The sequence below is a fragment of the Streptomyces lonarensis genome (assembly GCF_012033735.1).
GTDB classification, from domain to species: domain Bacteria; phylum Actinomycetota; class Actinomycetes; order Streptomycetales; family Streptomycetaceae; genus Streptomyces; species Streptomyces lonarensis.
This window is the reverse complement of sequence record NZ_JAAVJD010000102.1, coordinates 1-18,445: the sequence shown is the minus strand read 5'-3', so window position 1 is coordinate 18,445 and position 18,445 is coordinate 1. Positions and strand designations below refer to the sequence as shown.

At 74.4% G+C, this 18,445-nt stretch carries 13 protein-coding genes; 7 read left to right on the top strand and 6 right to left on the bottom strand.

Going from position 1 to position 18,445, the window contains the following annotated elements; translation table 11 throughout:
- Window positions 1-388: helix-turn-helix transcriptional regulator (locus HCN56_RS26420; RefSeq protein WP_376770877.1), on the bottom strand; the 388-nt coding region annotated here is incomplete at its 3' end.
- A gap of 173 nt (window positions 389-561) precedes the next feature.
- On the opposite strand from HCN56_RS26420, the gene HCN56_RS14195 reads away from it, so the two are divergent.
- Window positions 562-1,239: a DUF4352 domain-containing protein gene (locus tag HCN56_RS14195; RefSeq protein WP_167971051.1), complete on the top strand. Its 678-nt coding sequence runs from the start codon at window positions 562-564 to the stop codon at window positions 1,237-1,239.
- Between the two features lie 151 nt (window positions 1,240-1,390).
- Here HCN56_RS14195 and mfd read toward each other — a convergent pair whose 3' ends face one another.
- Window positions 1,391-4,948 carry a transcription-repair coupling factor gene (mfd, locus tag HCN56_RS14190; RefSeq protein ID WP_167971049.1) on the bottom strand — a complete coding sequence of 1,186 codons (3,558 nt, stop codon included), beginning with the start codon at window positions 4,946-4,948 and terminating at the stop codon, window positions 1,391-1,393.
- Window positions 4,949-5,192: 244 nt separating this feature from the next.
- Between mfd and HCN56_RS14185 the strand changes: the two genes are divergently transcribed.
- Entirely contained in the window at window positions 5,193-5,579 is a 387-nt protein-coding gene (locus HCN56_RS14185; protein ID WP_167971047.1) for an Hsp15 family ribosome-associated heat shock protein, read from the top strand.
- A 41-nt stretch (window positions 5,580-5,620) separates the two neighbouring features.
- On the opposite strand, the gene HCN56_RS14180 is transcribed toward HCN56_RS14185, so the two are convergent.
- From HCN56_RS14180 to HCN56_RS14170, 3 genes are all read right to left on the bottom strand, one after another.
- Window positions 5,621-8,194 (bottom strand): ABC transporter permease, encoded by a 2,574-nt coding sequence (locus HCN56_RS14180; protein ID WP_167971045.1) that lies wholly within the window; start codon window positions 8,192-8,194, stop codon window positions 5,621-5,623.
- A complete protein-coding gene (locus tag HCN56_RS14175) occupies window positions 8,191-8,976 on the bottom strand; it encodes an ABC transporter ATP-binding protein (RefSeq protein WP_376770876.1) in 786 nt (261 codons plus the stop codon). The genes HCN56_RS14180 and HCN56_RS14175 overlap by 4 nt, the downstream gene beginning before the upstream one ends.
- A gap of 534 nt (window positions 8,977-9,510) precedes the next feature.
- The gene (locus HCN56_RS14170) at window positions 9,511-10,173 is read right to left on the bottom strand and encodes a DUF4352 domain-containing protein (protein WP_167971043.1); all 663 of its coding nucleotides are present in this window, start codon (window positions 10,171-10,173) and stop codon (window positions 9,511-9,513) included.
- Window positions 10,174-10,690: 517 nt separating this feature from the next.
- Between HCN56_RS14170 and HCN56_RS14165 the strand changes: the two genes are divergently transcribed.
- The 3 genes from HCN56_RS14165 to HCN56_RS14155 all read left to right on the top strand — a co-directional run bounded on the left by HCN56_RS14165 (window position 10,691) and on the right by HCN56_RS14155 (window position 13,901).
- Window positions 10,691-11,983, top strand: a complete 1,293-nt coding sequence (locus tag HCN56_RS14165; protein WP_167971041.1) for a DUF6716 putative glycosyltransferase — start codon at window positions 10,691-10,693, stop codon at window positions 11,981-11,983.
- Window positions 11,984-12,171: 188 nt separating this feature from the next.
- Complete coding sequence (locus HCN56_RS14160; protein ID WP_167971039.1) at window positions 12,172-12,792, top strand: SurA N-terminal domain-containing protein; 621 nt, start codon at window positions 12,172-12,174, stop codon at window positions 12,790-12,792.
- Window positions 12,789-13,901 carry a nucleoside triphosphate pyrophosphohydrolase gene (locus tag HCN56_RS14155; protein WP_167971037.1) on the top strand — a complete coding sequence of 371 codons (1,113 nt, stop codon included), beginning with the start codon at window positions 12,789-12,791 and terminating at the stop codon, window positions 13,899-13,901. Before HCN56_RS14160 ends, HCN56_RS14155 begins: the two co-directional genes overlap by 4 nt.
- A 95-nt stretch (window positions 13,902-13,996) precedes the next feature.
- Here HCN56_RS14155 and HCN56_RS27245 read toward each other — a convergent pair whose 3' ends face one another.
- Window positions 13,997-15,013, bottom strand: a complete 1,017-nt coding sequence (locus HCN56_RS27245) for an SUKH-3 domain-containing protein (RefSeq protein ID WP_167971035.1) — start codon at window positions 15,011-15,013, stop codon at window positions 13,997-13,999.
- 126 nt (window positions 15,014-15,139) lie between these two features.
- Between HCN56_RS27245 and HCN56_RS14145 the strand changes: the two genes are divergently transcribed.
- Window positions 15,140-16,114 (top strand): SMI1/KNR4 family protein, encoded by a 975-nt coding sequence (locus HCN56_RS14145; protein ID WP_167971033.1) that lies wholly within the window; start codon window positions 15,140-15,142, stop codon window positions 16,112-16,114.
- Between the two features lie 7 nt (window positions 16,115-16,121).
- The gene (locus tag HCN56_RS14140; RefSeq protein WP_167971031.1) at window positions 16,122-18,383 is read left to right on the top strand and encodes an SUKH-4 family immunity protein; all 2,262 of its coding nucleotides are present in this window, start codon (window positions 16,122-16,124) and stop codon (window positions 18,381-18,383) included.
- The last annotated feature ends 62 nt before the right edge of the window (window positions 18,384-18,445 follow it).

Sequence of the window (18,445 nt, the reverse complement as noted above, 5' to 3'; positions counted from 1 at the left end):
GGTCGGCGGCGGGCGGGCCGGGCTCGGGCGGGGCGGGCTCGGCCGGGGCGGGGGCGCCGGTGGCGGTCTCGACCGAGCCGCCGAGGAGCAGCTCCCCGACGGCGACGAGGGTGGCGGACGGCTCGCCGGGTTCGGCGACGAGGAGTTGCCAGGCCCGCTCCTCGGTGGGGACGCGGGCGGCCTTGCCGTGGCGGCGGAGCCACTCCTCCACCTCGCGCAGCGCGAAGGCGGGGCTGGCCGCGGTGCCGCCGACCGGCTGCGGGAAGTCGGCGTGCCGCCGCCGCCAGTTGCTCACGGCGGCGCGGCCGACGCCGGCGAGCCGGGCGATCCCTGCGGCCGTGACCTCGGGTTGCTCTGCCGGGACAGCCTGGATCTCCGGTGTGCTCACGTTCCACTCCTGTCCACGACGCCGGCCGGCGCCTTCCCAGTGTCCGTGAACGTACCGGTACACGGCAAGCGATCCCGTGCCCCAATCTGGCTGTTGACGCGATTCACAGGCGTGTGATCTGATGATGGGGCCGGTTCAGGGGAGCCGGTTCGTGTACCGGGAGGGGAATCACCATGGGGAAGAACACCGCCGGCATCAGAGGCCGCCGTTCGCAGTACGGCGCCGCACGGCAGCGGATGCTCGCGGTGGCCGGGGTCGCCGGCACCGCCCTGCTGATGGGCGGCCTCACCGCCTGCACCGACGAGGGCGACAAGCCCCAGCGGGACACCGGCTCCTCGGAGTCCGCGGCCTCCGACGACGCGGACGACGACAAGGCCGACACGGACGACGAGGCGAAGGACGACACCGACGACGCCGAGCAGGCCGACGCCGACGGGGGCGCCGGCGGCACCTTCGCCATCGGTGAGACCGCCGTCTACGACAACATCGGGCTGAAGGTCACCATCAGCGACCCGGAGGTCCTGGAGCCGCAGGAGGAGTGGGACGAGTTCGGCGGCGAGGGGTACACCGCGTACACGTTCACCGTCGTCCTGGAGAACACCGGCGACGAGAGCTACGACGGCGACATGACTGTCTTCCAGGGCCGTGCCGGCGACGACGGCGTCGAAGCCCCCCAGGTCTTCTCGTTCGAGCAGCTCGGGAACGGCTCGATGGGCAGCGTACTGCCCGGCAAGAAGAGCACCAGCAAGATCGCGTTCGACGTCCCCGACGACGCGGACTCGCTCACCGTCGAGTTCACCGAGCTGAGCGACTGGGACTCCGAGTCGGCCTTCTGGACCCACGAGTTCTGAGCCGCGGCGACCGTCGGGTTCGGGGCCGGCCCGGTGCCCAGGGGGCTCCGGGGCAGCCCCTCGACGCCGGGGTGGGTCGGGCCGGGTCGCGTGGGGGCGGCCGCGGCCCACGGCCGGGTGGGGCAGCACGCCGCCCCGCCCGGCCGGCGCGTCAGCTGCCGACGACCGTGGTCAGGAACTCGCCCGTCCAGGCCAGCAGCTCCCGGCCGGTGACGGGCTTGCCGCCCACGCGCGCCGTCATCGGCCGCGGCACCAGCACCTGCGAGGTGGCCTCCTTGATCACCGCGCCCGGGTGCAGCCGCTTCAGCCGCATCTCCTGCGACTCCCGCAGCTCGACCGGGGAGAAGCGGATCTTGTTGCCCTGGAGGGTGATGTCGCCGACCCCGCACGAGCGGGCCAGCATCCGCAGCCCGGCGACCAGCAGCAAGTTCTCCACCGGCTCCGGCAGCGCCCCGTAGCGGTCGGTCAGCTCCTCCCGCACCGCGCGCACGTCGTCCTCCGAGGAGGCCGCCGCGATTGCCCGGTACGCCTGGAGCCGCAGCCGCTCCCCCGGCGCGTAGTCGTGCGGGACGTGCGCGTCCACCGGCAGCTCGATCTTGACGTCCAGCAGCGTCTCCTCGGGCTCGCCGCCCGACTCCACCGACGCCCGGTAGTCGGCGACCGCCTCACCGACCATCCGCACGTACAGGTCGAACCCGACGCCGGCGATGTGCCCGGACTGCTCGCCGCCCAGCAGGTTGCCGGCGCCGCGGATCTCCAGGTCCTTCATCGCCACGTACATGCCCGCACCCATCTCGGTGTGCTGCGCGATCGTCGCCAGCCGCTCGTGCGCGGTCTCCGTCAGCGGCTTCTCCGGCGGGTAGAGGAAGTACGCGTAGCCGCGGTCCCGGCCGCGGCCCACCCGGCCCCGCAGCTGGTGCAGCTGCGACAGGCCGAAGGTGTCGCCACGCTCCACGATCAGGGTGTTGGCGTTGGAGATGTCGATGCCCGACTCCACGATGGTGGTGGAGACCAGCACGTCGAACTTCTTCTCCCAGAAGTCGACCACCACCCGCTCCAGCGCGCTCTCCGACATCTGGCCGTGGGCCGTCGCGATCCGCGCCTCCGGCACGATCTGCCGCAGCCGCGCGGCGGCCCGGTCGATCGACTCCACCCGGTTGTGGATGTAGAAGACCTGCCCCTCGCGCAGCAGCTCCCGCCGGAGCGCCGCCCCGATCTGCCGCTCCTCGTAGGGCCCCACGAAGGTGAGCACCGGGTGGCGCTCCTCCGGCGGGGTGGTGATCGTCGACATCTCCCGGATGCCGGTGACCGCCATCTCCAGGGTCCGCGGGATCGGCGTCGCCGACATCGTCAGGACGTCCACGTTGGCGCGCAGCTTCTTCAGCTGCTCCTTGTGCTCGACGCCGAAGCGCTGCTCCTCGTCGACGATGACCAGGCCCAGCTCCTTGAACTTGGTCTCCGAGGAGAACAGCCGGTGCGTGCCGATGACCACGTCCACCGAGCCGTCCCGCAGCCCCTCCATCACCGCCTTGGACTCGCTGTCCGACTGGAACCGCGAGAGCGAGCGGACCCGCACCGGGAACTGCGCGTACCGCTCGGAGAAGGTGCCGAAGTGCTGCTGCACCAGGAGCGTCGTCGGGACCAGCACCGCGACCTGCTTGCCGTCCTGCACCGCCTTGAAGGCGGCCCGCACCGCGATCTCGGTCTTGCCGTAGCCGACGTCGCCGCAGATCAGCCGGTCCATGGGGATCGGCTTCTCCATGTCGGTCTTGACCTCGGCGACCGTGGTCAGCTGGTCGGGGGTCTCCACGTAGGCGAAGGCGTCCTCCAGCTCCCGCTGCCAGGGGGTGTCCGCCCCGAAGGCGTGGCCGGGGGCCGCCATCCGCGCCGAGTACAGCTTGATGAGGTCGGCGGCGATCTCCTTGACCGCCTTCTTGGCGCGTGCCTTGGTCTTGGTCCAGTCGGCGCCGCCGAGCCGGTGCAGCGACGGCGCCTCGCCGCCGACGTACTTGGTGACCTGCTCCAGCTGGTCGGTCGGGACGAAGAGCCGGTCGCCGGGCTGGCCGCGTTTGGCCGGGGCGTACTCGACCAGCAGGTACTCGCGGGTGGCGCCCTGCACGGTGCGCTGCACCATCTCGACGTAGCGGCCGACGCCGTGCTGCTCGTGGACGATGTAGTCGCCCGGTTCCAGCGACAGCGGGTCGAGGGTCTTGCGGCGCCGGGCCGGCATGCGCGCGCCGCTGCGGGCGGCGGTCTTCTGCCCGGTGAGGTCGGTCTCGGTGAGGACGGCGAGCCGGATGCCGGGCGCGATCAGCCCGGTGTCGAGGACGCCGCAGGCCACCTGGACCACGGACGGCGCGGGCTCCGACGCGACCGCCGCCTCCCGCCGGGCGGGCACCCCGGAGTCGCCCAGCACCTCGGTCATCCGGGCCGCCGGTCCCTGCCCCTCGGAGAGGTAGACGACGCGCCAGCCGTCGGCGATCCAGCCCTTGGTGTCGGCCAGCGCGCGGGCGGTGTCGCCCCGGTAGCTCTCCGGTGCGCGCAGCCCCAGCCGCAGGGTGTCGTCGGTGTCGTCGGCGCCCCCGGCCTCGCTGTCGGCCCCGAACGGGCTGACCGTCCACCAGCCGATGCCGAGCTGCGCGGCGCGCTCCCGCACCTCGGCCAGCGAGCGCAGCGACGCGGCGCCGAGGTCGATCGGCGCCTCCGCGTCGTCGTTCATCGCGGCGGCGGCCCAGGACGCCTGGAGGAACTCCTGGCTGGTCGCGACGAGGTCGGTGGCGCGGGTGCGGACCCGCTCCGGGTCGCACACCACGGCGAGGGTGCGCTCGGGCACCACGTCGAGCAGCTGCTCCATGTCGTCGACCAGGACGGGGGCGAGGGACTCCATGCCCTCGACGGCGATGCCCTCGGCGATCTTGGTGAGCAGCTCGGCCAGCTCCGGGTGCTCCCGGGCCAGCTCGGCGGCGCGCTCCCGCACCTGCGGGGTGAGGAGGAGTTCCCGGCACGGGGGCGCCCACACGCCGTGCTCCGCGACCTCCAGCGAGCGCTGGTCGGCGACCTTGAAGTAGCGGACCTCCTCGACCTCGTCGCCCCAGAACTCCACGCGCAGCGGGTGCTCCTCGGTGGGCGGGAAGACGTCGAGGATGCCGCCGCGGACCGCGAACTCGCCGCGCTTCTCCACCAGCTCCACCCGGGAGTAGGCGGCGGCCGCCAGCGCCTCGGTGACGGCGGAGAGGTCGGCGCTCTGCCCGCCGCGCAGCGCGACCGGCTCCAGGTCGCCCAACCCCTTGACCTGCGGCTGGAGCACGGCGCGAATGGGTGCGACCACCACCTGCACCGGCCCGGCGGCCGGGTCGTCGCCGCGCGGGTGCGCCAGGCGGCGCAGCACCGCCAGCCGGCGGCCGACCGTGTCGGAGCGCGGCGAGAGCCGCTCGTGCGGCAGGGTCTCCCAGGCGGGGAACTCCACGACGTCGTCCGGCGGCAGCAGCGAGCGCAGCGCGCCGGCGAGGTCCTCGGCCTCCCGGCCGGTCGCGGTGACGGCCAGCACGGTGCGCCGGCTCTCGCGCGCGAGCGCCGCGACGGCGAACGGGCGGGCGGCCGGCGGGCCGACCAGGTCCACGTGGCGGCGGTGGCCGGTGCGGGCCGCGGCGACCGCCTCGGCGAGCGCGGGGTCGGCGACGACGGCGTCGAGGAGGCCAGTCAGGCTCATGAGCGAAGTTCCATCCCGGGGTCAGGGCACGCTGCCGGGCCCGGACGCGGTGTACGCCCGGGTCGTCCGGCTTTCCAGGGTACGGGCTGCCACCGTCACCCCGCCCGGTCGGCGGCGGCCGCGGGCACGGCCACGGGCACGGCCCCCCCGCACGTCGCAGCGGGCGGCGGGGCGGGGCGCGCCCCTCCGTCCGCGGGCGCCCGGGGCGGTGCCGCGCGGCAGCCCGCGGACGTAGGGTCGTGGCATGTCAGGCGAAGAGGGAACCGTGCGCACCGACGCCTGGATCTGGGCGGTGCGGCTGACCAAGACGCGGGCCATGGCGGCGGCGGCCTGCAAGGGCGGCCACGTCCGGGTGAACGGCCAGCGGGTGAAGCCGGCCCACCCCGTGAAGGTGGGCGACGAGGTACGGCTGTTCCACGAGGGACGGCAGCGGGTGGCCGTGGTCCGCCGGATCATCCGCAAGCGGGTGGGGGCGCCGGTGGCGGCCGAGTGCTACGTGGACAACAGCCCGCCGCCCCCGCCGCGCGAGGCGGTCGCCCCCGCCGGGCGCCGCGACCGCGGCACCGGCCGGCCCACCAAACGGGACCGGCGCGACATGGAGCGGCTGCGCGGCGGACTGCCGCCGGCCTGAGCGGCCGAGCGGCCGGACAACGACCGCGGTGCCGGCCTCGCCTACTCGGTGGCGATGGCGTTGAGGATGTTCATCCTGCCGGCCCGGAAGGCGGGGACCAGGGCGGCCAGCAGGCCGACCACCGCCGCGCCGATGAACACGGCGACGATGGTGCCCCAGGGCAGGACGAGGATTCCCATCCCCTCCAGCGCCAGGATCTGCTGCGCGGCTCCGCCCCACGCCAGGCCCATCGCGACACCGAGGATGGCGCCGAAGAGGGCGATGACGATGGACTCCAGGCGGATCATGCGGCGCAGCTGGCGCCGGGAGAGGCCGATGGCGCGCATCAGGCCGATCTCCCGGGTCCGCTCGACGACGGACAGCGCCAGGGTGTTCACCACGCCGAGGACCGCGACGATGATCGCCAGTGCCAGCAGGCCGTAGACCATGTTGAGCAGCTGACCGACCTGGTCCTCGATCATCGCCTTGTACTCGGCCTGGTCCCGGACCTCCATCTGCGGCATGGGGTCGAGCGCCGTCTCCAGCGACTCGCGGGCGACGTCGAGCTGGCCCTCGTCGGCGATGGCCATCAGCATCCACGTCAGCGGTAGCTCGGACTCGGGCACCGACTCGCGGACGGTGTCCAGCGACACGTACGCGGGCGAGGCGTCCGGGTTGCTGCCGGGGGCGGTGATGCCGCCGATGGTGAGGGTGGTCTCCTCGCCGCCCTCGAAGGTGACGGTGATCTCGTCACCGACCGAGAGGTCCTCGGTGTCGGCACGCGAAGCGCCGATCGCGACCGCGCCGGGGGCGAGGGCGTCGGCGAAGCTGCCCTCGGACATCTCCACGCGCATCATGTCGGGGAAGCTCTCGTCGACCGCGGAGAAGCCCTGGTCGAAGGAGTCGCCGTCGGCGGTGACCTCGGCCTGCACCCCCCGCATCTCGGAGACGGCGGAGAGGTTGTCGGCGTTGCGCACCGCTTCCGCGGCCTCGGGCAGCACCGGCTGGAAGTTGTTGGTCTGCACGATGAAGTCGGCGCCGATGGAGCGGTCGATCTCCTCGGTGGCGGAGGCGATCATGGAGGAGCCGACCACGGCGAGCGAGGTGACCAGCGCCAGGCCGATCATCAGCGCCGAGGCGGTACCGCCGGTGCGGTTCGGGTTGCGGAGCGCGTTGCGCTCCGCCAGCCGGCCGACGGGGCCGAAGATCCGCAGCAGGACCACGGCGAGCGCCTTGACGATGCCGCCGACCAGCGCCGGGGCGAAGACCACCATGCCGACCAGGGTCAGCAGGATGCCGAGCCCGAGGTAGCCGCCCGCGGCCCCGGTCTCCTCCGCCGTGGTGGTGAGGAAGAGCATCAGCGCGCCGGCGACGGTGAGGACGGCGCCGACGATGGCGCGGATGCGGCCGGCACGCTTGTCGCCGGGCAGGCCCGCGTCCGAGAGCGCGGCCATCGGCGTGATCTTCCCGGCACGCCGCGCCGGGAAGTACGCCGCGACCAGCGTGACGGTGATGCCCAGCACGATGCCGGTGATCGGCACCGCGGTGGAGATGGTCAGGTCGTCGGTGGAGAGGTTGAGCCCGAACGCACCCATGAGCGCCATCAGGCCGACCGCCAGCGCCACCCCGAGCAGAAAGCCCAGCACGGAGCCGACGACGCCCAGGATCAGCGCCTCGATGAGCACCGAGCGGTTGACCTGCTTGCGGCTGGCGCCGATCGCCCGGAACAGCCCGATCTCGCGGGTGCGCTGGGCGACCAGCATGGTGAAGGTGTTGACGATCAGGAAGATGCCGACCAGCAGCGCGATGCCCGCGAAGCCGAGCAGCACGTACTGGATGACGTTGAAGAACGCGCCGAGGGCGTCCTGGTTCTCCTGGGTGTACTCGGCGTTGGTGAGCACGCGCACGCCGGAGGTGTCGATGGCCTCGGCGACCCGGTCGCGCAGCACCTCGTCGGAGACGCTGCCGTCACCGTCGACGTAGACGCTGGTGAAGCCCTCCGCGCCCAGCAGCACCTGCTGCGCGGTGTCGGTGTCGAAGTAGACGACGGCCGCGCCGGGGTTGGTGGTCGCGAAGTCGACGACGCCGGTGATGGTGTGCTCGGTGGTGCCGTTGACGCTCATGATCCGCACGGTGTCGCCGATACCGAGCCCGGAGGAGCTCGCGGTTTCGCCGTCGATCATGATCTCGTCGGGGCCCTCGGGCAGCGCGCCCTGCGGCTCCTCCATGGTGCGGAGTTCGACGTGGGTCCAGTTGAGGCCGATGGTCGGCGCGCCCGTGGTGGGCCCGACGCTCTCGTTGTCCGGGCCGACGGCGACGAGCGAGACCGACTCCGCGACACCGACGGCGGTGTCGACGCCGTCGACGGCCTCGATATCGCCGATGACCTCGGGAGGCATGACGTCGAAACGCCCCGTGGAGGAGGACTCCTCCATCGCGCGGCTCTCCTCGCCGGGCGCGACCATCACGTCGGACGCCGACTCGGCGAAGAGCTTGTCGAAGGTGGTCTGCATCGTCGCTGTGAAGACCAGCGTGCCGCAGACGAAGGCGACGGACAGCGCCACCGCCGCGCCGGAGAGGATCATCCGGCCCTTGTGCGCGAAGAAGTTGCGCAGGGATGTCTTGACCACACTCATGACGTACGCCCCTGGGCGTCGAAGCCCCGCATGCGGTCCAGCACCTTGTCGGCGGTCGGGTCGATCATCTCGTCGACGATGCGGCCGTCGGCGAGGAAGACGATGCGGTCCGCGTAGGCGGCGGCCACCGGGTCGTGGGTGACCATGACGATGGTCTGGCCGAGCTCGTCCACGGACTTCCGCAGGAACTGGAGGACCTCGGCGCCGGCGCGCGAGTCGAGGTTTCCGGTCGGCTCGTCACCGAAGATGATCGCCGGGCGCGAGGCGAGCGCGCGGGCGACCGCGACACGCTGCTGCTGCCCGCCGGAGAGCTGGTTGGGGCGGTGCTTGAGCCGCCCGGAGAGGCCGACCGTGTTGACGACGGTGTCCAGCCACGCCTGGTCCGGCTTGGTGCCGGCGATGTCCATGGGGAGGGTGATGTTCTCGGCCGCCGTCAGGGTCGGCAGCAGGTTGAACGCCTGGAAGATGAAGCCGATGCTGTCGCGGCGGAGCTTGGTGAGGTTCTTCTCCTTCAGCCCCGTGATCTCGGTGTCCCCCACCCAGACCTTGCCGCTGGTCACCGAGTCCAGTCCGGCCAGGCAGTGCATCAGCGTGGACTTGCCGGAGCCCGAGGGGCCCATGATCGCGGTGAACGCCCCCCGTTCGATGCTGACGCTGACCTGGTCGAGCGCGAGGACCTGCGTGTCGCCGGCCCCGTAGGCCTTGGTGACTCCGTCGGCGCGCGCCGCGGCGCCGGACGGGCCCCCGGCGCCGGTCGTCTCGTGCACTGCGGGCGTGGTCACGATGATCTCCTATGCCTTATCCCATTCTTATTGCCATGAGCCTAGGCAAGGATCCGCCACGGTTCCTCGCCCCCGGGGAGGAACCGACCCTCGGTGGAAAGTCGCAGGTTCCCTTAGGGGATCTTCGTCCCCGACGGCGGCCGGGGGCGCGGCCGGGCGAGGTGCCGGGGCGCCCGGCGGGCGCCGGGGAACGCACCGGCGTGCGGCCCGCGCCTACCCCTGTCAGGCGCGGACCGCACGGCCGGGCTCGGCCCCACGGCTCGGGGCCGGTCACCCGCGGTGGCCGCCCGTGAGGCGGTCCCGCGGGCGGCGGGTGGCCCGCCCCCTCCTGCACGGGGACGAGACCCGCTCGTCCGGGAGGACGAGAGACCCGTCCTCCCCTGGTACCGGGCAACCCCGTGGGTCACCCGGAACCGGTCTGCGATCGGCGATCGGCGATCGGCGATCGGCGATCGGCGCCGGCCTGCACCGATGTGCGACGGCCACCACCGGTCCGATCCGGCAGAAGCCGGGTCGGCGGTCAGAGGTCGGAGATCAGAGGTCGAGGCTCCAGTGGGCCCGGTCCTGGCTGCCGACGAGCTGAACGGTGACGTCGATGAACTCCGCGTCGGCCGGGACGTCGAAGCCGACCTCGCCGCCGGCGGTCCGGCCCGGCTTCAGCGTGCCGCGCGGGTCGGATTTGAGGGAGGCGCTGTCGAAGATGCGGTCCGCCTCCTCACCGCGCTCCCCGGCACGCACGGTGTAGAGGAGGGCCACGTCATGGTCCTCGTCCGCACCGTTGGTGACGGAGACCCCGAACTTGGTGGGGTTCTCCTCGTGGTCCACGTAGTCGGCGGGGGTGAACGCCTCGGTGGCCTCCACCGTGATCTCCAGACCCTCGGCGGTCACGAAGGTCTGCCCTGCCCGGAGGAAGTCGCCCTGGTCGCGGTCGGCGCCGTCGTCCTCGGCGGGCGCGCCGGCCTCGGCCGCGTCGTCCGCGTCGTCGTCGGCCGCCTCATCGGCGTCCGCGTCGTCGGCGGCGTCCGTGTCGGCGTCGGCGTCGTCCGCGGGCTCTGCCGTCTCGCGGCTCTCCTGCCCGCGGTCCAGCGGCATCTCCGACTCGTCGCAGGCCGTCAGTCCGCCGACCGCCAGAGCCGCCGCAGCGACCCCGGCGACCATCCGCAGACGCCGTCCCCGCAGAGTGCGCAGCTGAGCCATGGTCTTCCCCCTGTGTTCCGGTGCGCCGGCCCCCGTTCGAACCGACGTGCCCATCGCAGCAGCTCCCGCCGCGCCCCGCCAGCACCGGAAGCGGCCTGTAGCAGCGCCGCGACAAACCCACGACGGGAGGCGGAAGATCGCGACGGGACCACCGGAACGCCGACGCCACCACCGCCCCCGCCCCCGGCGCACGCCCGCCGCGGCCGCCCACCACCGGCACGCGGCGCCGCCGCCACCAGGGACTGTGGCCACCGCGTGGCCGCCGGGCCACCGCCGGTTCACCGAACGGCAAGTTCCGCGTCGTCCCCTCCCGGTATCACTGTCCACCTGGGGGCGAGCACCCCGGCCGCACCACCGATCCGACCACCCACCCGCGCGCCCCGGCCCACCACGGCCGGAGCCCGGCAACGGGCCGACGTGACGACGCCGCACCCGGGCCCGCGCGGCACCGCCACACACGCGCCCCGCGCCGGCGGCCCCGAGGCCACCGCGGACGGCGTCCGAAGGGAACACCACCATGGGAAGCGCCGCGCCCCGCGCCGTCGTCCTCGCCGACTCCGACAGCCGCTGGAAGTGGGCCGCCCTGGTCGCCCGGCGCATCGCCCCGGACCACGCGATCGACGCCCGCTTCCTGCGCTCGGGGACCGCCCCCTCGCAGCGGCAGATAGACGAGGTCGGGATCGTCCCGGACACCACCGCCACGCTGGACTACACCGACGTCCCCACCGACCCCGCGGTCTCCGCGGCGGACGTGGTCGTCCTCGGCACCACCGGCGGCACCATGCTGACGATGATCCACACCCTCGGGCGGGCGTGGCGTGACCACCCCTCGCGCCCCGCGCTGGTGACCGGCTACGTCGGGGTCATCTACGAGAACATGGTCGACGGCCTGCTGCTGCGGTGCGGCTCCGACCTGGTGCTCGCCAACAGCGCCCACGACGCGGCCCGCTTCCGCGACGTCTACACCAGCCTCGGGATCGACCCCGCGGGCGTGGTCGAGACGGCCCTGCCGTTCCTCGGCGGCACCCCCCACGACCCCGGCGCCGCCGGGCGGGACCGGCCGTTCACCGTGACCTTCGCCGTGCAGCCGTCGGTCCCCGGTACCAAGGCGGCCCGGCTCTCCCTCGTCCGGCACCTCGCCCGCCACGCCCGCCTCCACCCCGACCGCGAGGTGCTGCTGAAGCTCCGCAACCAGCCGGGCGAGGCCGTCACCCACACCGAGCGGTTCCCCTACCAGGAGCTCCTGCGGTCGCTGCCCGACGCACCGCCGAACCTGCGGCCGGTCTACGGCGACATGGGGTCGGTGCTGGACCGCACCGACCTGCTGGTCACCGTCAGCTCGACCGCCGCGGTGGAGTCGGTCCACCGCTCCATCCCGACCGCCGTGCTCAGCGACTTCGGTGTCCGCGAGGCGCACGGCAACCACTTCTTCGTCCACTCGGGGCTGCTGACCAGCTTCGCCGACCTCGACGCCGGCCACGTGCCGACCGTCCGCCCGGAGTGGGCGGCCGAGCACGGCATCGGCCGCGCCGACCCCTACCGCGCCGCCCGGGAACGCCTCGCCCACCTGCGGGACGGGGGCCCGCTCGCGCCGCCGCGGCCCTTCTACACCCCAGAGCGCAGCGGCGACTACCTGGAGACCCTCGTCGGGCGCCGGGGCTTCGCCCTCGACGGCACCCCGCTGACCGGCTCCCCCACCGCGGCACGGCCACCCGCCCTCAAGCGCATCGTGCGGCGCGGCGCCGGGCACCTCTACCGGTTCGGCCGCAACCGGCTCGCCCCGGCCGTCCGCCGCTGGCAGCAGGGCTGACCGCGGCCACCGCGCGGCGGGAGTCCGCCACGCCCGGGCGGGCCGGGGTCCGCCCGCCCGGGGTCGGCCGGGTGTGACCGGCCGGTTCCGACAGGTCACCGAGAAGGTCCGTTTCGACACCTGCCGCGGCGGCGGGTCCAGGCCGTAAGATCACCGCACGCATCGGACCCACCGCCGGGAGATCCTCAGTGAAGCGCCGCACGTCCGCACTGTCCGTCTCGGCCGCCGCGCTGCTCGTGGCCGCCCCGCTGCTCACCGGTTGCTCGACCGACTCGCACCCGGGCGCCGCGGCCGTCGTCGGCGACGAACGCATCAGCGTCTCGCAGGTCCAGTCCCAGGTGGAGCACGTCCGCGCCGCCCAGCGCGCCAGCGACAACGCCGACCAGCTGATCGCCGCCACCGGCGCGCTCCCCCAGGAGACCGTGCAGCTGATGGTCCGCCGCGAACTGCTGGAGCGCACCGCCGAGGACAACGGGGTGACCGTCACCCGCGGCCAGGTCCAGGAGGCCCGCGACCGCGTGGTGCAGAACTTCGGCGACACCGAGCAGCTGGAGCAGTTCGGCCTCAGCTACGAGGGCGGCGCCTTCACCATCGACCAGCTCGACGACGTGCTGCGCGAGCAGCTGCTGATCGAGGGCCTGGTCGAGAGCATCGGCGAGCAGGGGCTCGGCCCCGCCGTCGCCGAGACCGCCGAGCGGCTCGGGGTCGACATCAACCCCCGCTACGGCGCGTGGGACTACGAGACCGGTGGCTTCACCACCAGCGACACCCCCTGGTTGGCGGAGCGCGCCGATACGCTGCAGGGGTGAGCACCTCCTCTCCCGCCTCGCCCTCACCCGTCTCCCCCGCGGCCACCGACCGGGGCCCGGCCGCCACGCCCGGCCCCGGCCGGATCGTGCTGCTGACCACCACCCACCGCGTCGCCCCCGGGCTGCTCTCCTGGCCCGCATGGGAGGCGCTGCGCGCCGCGGACCAGGTGCTGTGCGGCCAGGCCGACCACCCGCAGCTGCCCTACCTGGCCGAGGCGGGCGTGCGGGTGACGGACCCCGGTGCCGAGCTGCCCGACGCGGCGGAGCTGGTGGAGGCCCTCACCGCCGCTCCCCCGGCCGGCGGCGGGGCCGGGGCCACGCGCCCCCGGACGGTGGTCGTCCTCACCGGCGCCGAGGGCGAACCCCGGCTCACCGACGGCCTGGCCCGGATCGCGGGCTCCGGACGCGCCACGGCGATGCCCTCCCTGGAACTCCTCCCGGGCTCGTACGACCTGCCCGGCGCGCGGCTGCTGGACCTGGTGGAGGTCATGGACCGCATCCGGATCGCCTGCCCCTGGGCCTCGCGCCGCGACCACGCGGAGCTGGCGCACTACGGCATCGAGGAGGTCTACGAGCTGGTCGAGGCCGTCGAGACCGGCGACCGGGAGGAGATGCGCGAGGAACTGGGTGACGTCCTGCTCCAGGTCGTCTTCCACGCCCGGATCGCGGAGGAACACCCCGAGGCGCCGTTCTCCGTCGACGACGTCGCGGCGGGCATCGTGGCCAAGCTGGTGGGCCGGCACCCGCACGTGTTCGGGGACGCTGTCGCCGCCGACGAGGAGGCGGTCAAGGAGCAGTGGATGCGGGCCAAGGCGACGGAGAAGCGCCGCCACTCCGTCACCGAGGGCGTCCCCCTCGGCCAGCCCTCGCTCGCGCTCGCCGCCAAACTGACCGGCCGCGCCCGCAAGGCGGGGCTCGACGTGCCGCTTCCGGGCGGTGAGGGCGTCGGGTACCGGCTGCTCGCGCTCGCCGCGGAGGCCGAGGCCGCCGGGACCGATCCGGAGACGGCGCTGCGCGCCGCGACCCGCGCCTACCGGGAGGCGCTGCTCACCGCCGAGGGCCGGACGCCCGCGGCGGCGGACCGCGACGCGTGGGACGACGGCGCGTAGGACGACGACGCGTAGGACGGCCGGCGGGCCGCCGCCCACCGGACCGCCTCACGCGGGCCGCGCGGACCGGGGCCGGGGCCGGGTCCGCCCGGCGGTCACTCCGGCGGGTCGAGCCTGACCAGCGGCGTGCCGGTGAGGAGCGCGCCGAGGGCCGACCGCAGGTCCTCCCCGGCGAACCAGTCGCCCGTGTGATCGACGCAGTACACGCGCCCCTGCTCGTCGACGGCGAGCAGTCCCGCGCCGACGCCCGGCGCGTCCGGGCCGAGATGGCCGGCCTCCCCCAGCGGTGAGAGTTCGGTGCCCAGCGCCTGTCCGAGGTCGCGCAGCGTGCGGGCCCAGTGCAGGCCCCGCAGCGGCGCCACCGTCACCTGGCACGGCACGTGCTCCCGGCCGCCCGCGCGCGGCAGCACAGTGAGGGAGCCGAACTCCTCCCACAGCTGCTCGGCCGCGGCCACCACGACGTGCGGGTGGCCCAGCGAGGAGAGGTGGTTGCGCAGTTCCGCCGCCCAGATCACCGACTCCTCGGCGCGTCGGCCGGGCTCCCAGCCGGCGTCGACCAGCGCCTGCTCCACCACGGCGGCGGTGCCCTCGCCGCCGGTGGCGGCCTTCCCCTTGAGGACGGGGAGCCGCAGCGCGGTGGTGGCGTCGGTGACCGGGCTGATCGAGCGGACGCCGAAGTGGTTGAGCAGCGCGGTGCAGGAGTGGCAGTGCCGCGCGTACTCGCCGTGCTGCGGGTCGCCGTCCTCCCGGATGTGCCGCGTGGTGATCCGTGCGCCCTTGAGGGCACGGCGGGCCTGGCCGTTGCTGGAGGCGTCGGCGGCGGTGAGGCGCCGCGAGACGAGCGTCACCTCGGGGCAGCGGCCGACGTGGCGGTCGCGCTGCGCGGGGCCGAGGCCGTCGAGCACCTTGCGCACCAGGGGGTGCGGCTCCGGCACCGGACCGGAGCGGGCCGCGGTCGCCGTGAGCACGGCCTCACCGGGCAGCGAGAGGGCGGCGGCGGTCGTGGGGAGGATGCCGTCGCGGCGGTGGTGCAGGCGCGGTGCGCCCGGGCGGGCCCAGCCGAGGCGGGGGTCGCCGGCGGCGCGTCGGCCGCTGTCCGAAATCGTCTTCATGGTGGTGGTTCCTCCCCCGCGATGAGGCGTGGACCTCATATCCGTCAGCTTGCCACACCGTGCCCTCCGGACCGGGGACCCCATAGGCTGTGGCGGAACAGCGATCAGCAGCAGGGGGCAGACGCCATGACGACAGGCCGGCTCGGGCACCAGGCCGCGCCACCGAACAGGGCCTACGCCGGACAGGTCGTGCAGTTCCCGGACCCGGTCCGCGCCGCCCGCTTCCCGCAGGGAATCCGGGTCGACGACGACGGTTACCCGGACTTCTCGCCCTACGCGCGCGCCGCGGCGGAGATCGCCGAGCCCCCGGAGGGCTTCGGTGTCGACGAACTGCGGCTGACCGACTACGTGTCGGCCAACGCGGCGCTGCACGCCGAGGGCCACGAGCTGTGGGCCGACGTCCCCCCGGTGGCGACCCCCCACGGGTGGGCCTGGCACCACGTGGCCGGGACCCGGCGGCTGGAGCTGGTGCCTGCCGAGGTGAAGGCGCTGCTGCGCCACCACGGCGGCCTCTCCACCACCTCCGTGGACCAGGACAAGCGCGGGACCCGCCCGCTGGCGGACCCGCAGCCGGTGCACTTCGCCGTGCCGCAGCCCATCGGGGTGCCGGAGGAGCTGGTGGCGGGGGCGGAGGCCAAGCTCGGCTACCGCCTTCCCGAGGCCTACCGGATGTTCCTCAAGGCCGTCGGCGGCGGGGTGCCGGAGGGCGTCGCCCTCGACGCGGAACTGGGCCTGTTGCTGGACCAGCCGTTCTTCACGCTGCGCGACGAGGCAGCGGTCAACGACCTCGTCTACATCAACAAGTGCCTGCGCGACCACCTCACCAAGGACTACCTCGGGGTGGCGTTCGTCCAGGGCGGCATCCTCGCGCTGAAGGTCAAGGGCGAGAACACCGGGTCGGTGTGGCTGTGCCCGCTGGACGACGCCCGGGACAAGGACGGCCTGACGGTCCAGGAGCGGGTCGACCGGTTGCTGCTGCCGTGCGGCGACGACTTCGACGCGTTCCTGCTGCGGCTGGCGGCCAACCCGCCGGAGCTGGACACCGTCGCCAATCTGATGGTGGACGGCGGGTTCGCGTACGCCGTCCCGCTGGAGAGGTGAGACACCGATGGTGACGTTCGCACAGGCGCAGGAGCGCGCCGAGCGGTGGGTGAACGCCTCGGTCGCGGCGGACGCGCGGCGCGCGGTCGTGGTGCGCGAGTTCGACCTCGGCTTCGTGGCCTGGGCCGAGGGCCCGGCCGGGCATCCGACCGGCGGCCGGCTGGTGATCGCCCGGGACAGCGGCGAGACGACGCTGTGGCCCGGGCTGCCGGTGGACGCGGTCATAGACGCCTACCTGGCGCGGTACGGCGACGTCCCGGCGGCGCCGGAGCCCGAGCAGGAGCCGCCCGCCGTCGATCTGGAGGCGACCTCCTTCCTGCTGACGCCGCCGCAGTGGCTCCAGGAGGCGGCCGACCGCGCGGGCATCCCCGACAACCGGCCCGGCACCCCGGCCGACAGCGCCCCGACCGACGACACGGCCGACGGCGCCCCGGAGGCCGCCGACGCGGCGGACGCGGCCGACGCGCCCGTCGGCGCGCACGGCACCCCCGGCGCGGGGCTGCGGCCGGAGGACGTGCCGGAGCACGTCGGGCCCGAGGACGACGAGTCGCAGCCGGCAGAGTCGGCCGGGCAGCCGGTGGACCCCTTTGCGGTGCTGAACCCGCAGGCGGAGGCGGAGCCCGGCGCGGCGCCCGGGACGCGTGCCGCCCCCGGCGGCACCCCCGGTGGCTCGCCGTGGGACGCCACCGACACCTCCGGGACCGGCTCGGACGACGCCTCGATGCCGCCGCCCGCGACGGTGTTCTCCACACCCGTCGTGAACCAGCCCGACTCCCCCGCCGGGCCGGAGGGCGCCGACCTCGCCGACGCCGAGGCCCGGACGGCGATCATGCCCGCCCGCGGCGAGCTGCCGGCGACGGCGGTGCACCAGGCGGTCCCCGGTCGGCAGACCCCCACGCCGCCTCCGCCGCCCGGCCCGCCGCCGAGCGCGCGCGCGACCGGCGCCGCCGACATCGCCGAGGCCGACACGGCCAAGGCATCCGCCGCCTCCCGCGACCCGCAGACCGGCGGCGACAGCTCGTACGTCCCGACGCAGATGGTCTCGGCGGTCGACCTCAAGCGCCAGAGCCAGGCGGCCAAGCGGGACACCCCGCCGCCGCCCCCGCCGCCGGTCGGCACGGGCGGCGGTGACGGCGTCCACCACGCGGCGACGATGCTGGCGCACGCGACGCCGCCCCCCGGCCCCGCGGGCTCCACCCCGCCGCCGCCCTCCCCGCCGCCGTCGCACGGTGGCGGGCTCGGCGCGGCGACCCCGCCGCCCGCGAGCGGCGCCTACGGCTACCCGCAGAGCCGGCCGACGGTCGGCTCCGGCTACATGGCGGTGCTGCGGTACCGGGCGCCCGACGGCTCCGAGGCCCGGCTGATCCGGCGTTCGACGCCGGGGACGCCGCACCCCGAGTGGCAGCTGCTCCACGAGCTGCACGCGCTGGGCGTGCCGCCGCAGCAGGTCATCGAGCTGCACACCGAGTTGCAGTCGTGCTCCCTGCCGGGCGGCTACTGCTCCCGCATGATCCAGGAGACCTGGCCGCAGGTGCGGGTCACCCACACGGCGCCGTACGGCTCGGACCACGGCTCCCGGCAGGCCGGGGTGCGCCACCTGGTGGAGCACCAGGACGAGCTGGAGCAGTACGCCGACGGCCCTGCCCGGACGGCTCCGGTGCGCGTGCCGGTGCCGTCCGTCCCGACGGCCCCGGCCGTCGGCCTGGACGTCATCGGGCAGGAGCTGCAGCAGGCGTTCGGGCCGCAGGGCGTCTTCCGGTTCGACCAGCAGTCGGTCTCCCGCCAGGGCGTGCCCGACATCGTGGCGCAGACTCTGGTCTGGTCCGGGGTGCCGCTGGAGATAGGACCGTTCTTCTGGGCGCAGGCCCGGCCGGGCACCCCGATCCCGACGCTGGCGGAGCTGGCTCAGGAGCGCGGCGTGCAGCCGGCGTCCGACGCCGGTTCCTACCTCGTCGTCGGCAACGACTTCGGGCGGCAGCTGTGCGTGCAGTACGGCACCGCGTACATCGTGGCGGTGCCGGTGGAGGCCGGGCCGGGCGGCGCTCCCGCCCGCCCGCAGTTCGTCAACTCCTCGCTGCCGCAGTTCGCGCGCTCCATGGCGCTGCTGGGCCGGATGTGGCGGCTGCGGTTCGGCCTCACCCCGGAGCAGGCGGGCCACTGGACGAGCGACTTCCAGCTGGAGCTGGCGTCGCTGGACGGGCAGGCGCTGGCCGACCCGGAGAACTGGTGGTCCGTGCTGGTCGAGCAGATGTGGGACGGCCTGCTCTGACTCCGACGCCGACCGGCGCGCACCCTCCCCGCGACCGCCCCCGCCCCGTCCCGGGCGGGGGC

What these genes read in the sequence shown, in the direction of transcription:
- HCN56_RS14195 (WP_167971051.1), top strand. Translation starts at nt 562, where the DNA reads ATGGGGAAGAACACCGCCGGCATCAGAGGCCGCCGTTCGCAGTACGGC.
- mfd (WP_167971049.1), bottom strand. Translation starts at nt 4,948, where the DNA reads ATGAGCCTGACTGGCCTCCTCGACGCCGTCGTCGCCGACCCCGCGCTC.
- HCN56_RS14185 (WP_167971047.1), top strand. Translation starts at nt 5,193, where the DNA reads ATGTCAGGCGAAGAGGGAACCGTGCGCACCGACGCCTGGATCTGGGCG.
- HCN56_RS14180 (WP_167971045.1), bottom strand. Translation starts at nt 8,194, where the DNA reads ATGAGTGTGGTCAAGACATCCCTGCGCAACTTCTTCGCGCACAAGGGC.
- HCN56_RS14170 (WP_167971043.1), bottom strand. Translation starts at nt 10,173, where the DNA reads ATGGCTCAGCTGCGCACTCTGCGGGGACGGCGTCTGCGGATGGTCGCC.
- HCN56_RS14165 (WP_167971041.1), top strand. Translation starts at nt 10,691, where the DNA reads ATGGGAAGCGCCGCGCCCCGCGCCGTCGTCCTCGCCGACTCCGACAGC.
- HCN56_RS27245 (WP_167971035.1), bottom strand. Translation starts at nt 15,013, where the DNA reads ATGAAGACGATTTCGGACAGCGGCCGACGCGCCGCCGGCGACCCCCGC.
- HCN56_RS14145 (WP_167971033.1), top strand. Translation starts at nt 15,140, where the DNA reads ATGACGACAGGCCGGCTCGGGCACCAGGCCGCGCCACCGAACAGGGCC.
- HCN56_RS14140 (WP_167971031.1), top strand. Translation starts at nt 16,122, where the DNA reads ATGGTGACGTTCGCACAGGCGCAGGAGCGCGCCGAGCGGTGGGTGAAC.